The organism is Mesorhizobium sp. M7A.F.Ca.CA.002.09.1.1, from assembly GCF_003998555.1.
GTDB classification, from domain to species: Bacteria; Pseudomonadota; Alphaproteobacteria; order Rhizobiales; family Rhizobiaceae; genus Mesorhizobium; species Mesorhizobium ciceri.
This window is the reverse complement of the sequence record NZ_RZRR01001162.1, coordinates 1-1,427: the sequence shown is the minus strand read 5'-3', so window position 1 is coordinate 1,427 and position 1,427 is coordinate 1. Positions and strand designations below refer to the sequence as shown.

3 protein-coding genes are annotated in these 1,427 nt (G+C 65.0%); 2 read left to right on the top strand and 1 reads right to left on the bottom strand.

Annotated features, from left to right (window positions below; translation table 11 throughout):
* Together EN994_RS31365 and EN994_RS31360 are read left to right on the top strand one after the other, a co-directional pair.
* Positions 1–181 (top strand): peptidoglycan-binding domain-containing protein (locus tag EN994_RS31365; protein WP_164746411.1); only part of this gene is annotated, 181 nt, incomplete at its 5' end.
* A gap of 69 nt (positions 182–250) precedes the next feature.
* Complete coding sequence (locus tag EN994_RS31360) at positions 251–598, top strand: DUF1491 family protein (RefSeq protein WP_013532655.1); 348 nt, start codon at positions 251–253, stop codon at positions 596–598.
* Here the strand turns inward: EN994_RS31360 and EN994_RS31355 are convergent.
* A partial coding sequence (locus tag EN994_RS31355; protein WP_127308147.1) for a hypothetical protein occupies positions 576–1,427 on the bottom strand: 852 nt, incomplete at its 5' end. The genes EN994_RS31360 and EN994_RS31355 overlap by 23 nt on opposite strands.

Genomic DNA, 1,427 nt, shown 5'->3' with positions numbered 1-1,427 from the left:
CGTCAAGATCCAGGCCGGGCTCAAGGCGTTCGGCAATGACGACATGCAGCTGGATGGTGTCGTCGGCGCGCGCACAAAGGCGGCGATCAAGGAATTCCAGTCGCTGTTCGGGCTGCCGCAGACCGGCGAGCCCGATGAGATCGTCTATGTCAAGATGCGCGAGATCGGCCTGACCAACTGACGGCCGAAACGACGGCTCGCCGAGCGGCGGAAATATCGATAGAGAACCGGCAGTTTCGGGAGCTCTCTCATGCGCGTCACATCGGATCTGTGGGTTTCGGCCCTGTTGCGCCGGATTTTCGGCGCCGGTGGATTTGCCGCCGTGGTCAAGCGTGGCGCGACCGAGGCCGGCGCTGTGTTCGTGCTGGCGCGGGGCAGGCTGGGTGAGGTTGCCCTGTTCGGGCCGGCGCCGCAGACAAGCTATGATTCGGCCAAGCCCGACGACCGGTTTTTCACTCTGCTCGGAGCTGGTGACGATCCCGCGGTGCTCGAAGCCAGGCTGGAACGGGAGAAAAAATTCGATCCCGACATCTGGGTGGTCGAAATCGAGGCCGGTGCCGTGCCCGTCGAGGAGCTTATTTCCGTGAAGACGCCCTGAGGCCGGAAGAAGCCGCCGCATCGTCGCTGTTCGAAGCGGTGCGTGTATCGCTGTTGGCAGGTGCTGCGCCGCGAACCACCCTTGAAAGGATTTCCGCTCTCCACGACCGCATCTTGTCCTGGGCCGCCTCGCGATGCAGCAGCCGGTAGCGGTCGAGGAAAGTCCGGATAGCCTGCGGGTGCGGGAACTGGCTGGGATAGACGGCAACCGTGACCAGGAAGGCCCTGTCTTCGCTGAGGTCGAGCGAGCGCAAGGCGACAAGCAGCGAGGCATAATTCTGGTTGGCGGTGAGCGATCGCGCGGTCTCGAAATCGATGTCGAGCGCATCGGCGAGCGCGGTCTGGAAGAACGCGGCGTTTCCCGTCAGCGCTGTCTCGCGCAATTTCATATAGGTGTCGGCGCCCTTGAAAGGCTCGGCGGTCGCTGTCTTCTCGTCGCCGGTGCGCATCATCGAGCGCAGCCTGCGCCGTGCATTCTCGGCCGCGATGCCGAGTGTCTGTTCCCGGGCTGGCTCGCCGGAGGCGGTATCCGCGCTCGCTGGCGCGATCTTGTCTGCCCCAGCGGCGTTCGCATCCGGGTCCGGCGCGCGCACCAGGGTTGGCCTCTCGAGGGCCCTGATCAGGTCAGCAATGGTCGGGTTCAAGCCCTTGCGGCGCGCAATGGCACGCGCATGCGGCAGGCCATGTCGCCCGATCAGGGCGATGAGATCGATGTCGCTGACGGCGCGTGAGCGGATGAGCAACGGCGCGGCAATGTCGACCGGTTCCTCGCAAAGACGGCGCACCAGGGCGGCGGGTGCGTATTCGCATTCGGAAAGGGCGGCTGCCAC

Coding starts and splice junctions, on each gene's coding strand:
- EN994_RS31360 (WP_013532655.1), top strand. CDS start 251: ATGCGCGTCACATCGGATCTGTGGGTTTCGGCCCTGTTGCGCCGGATT.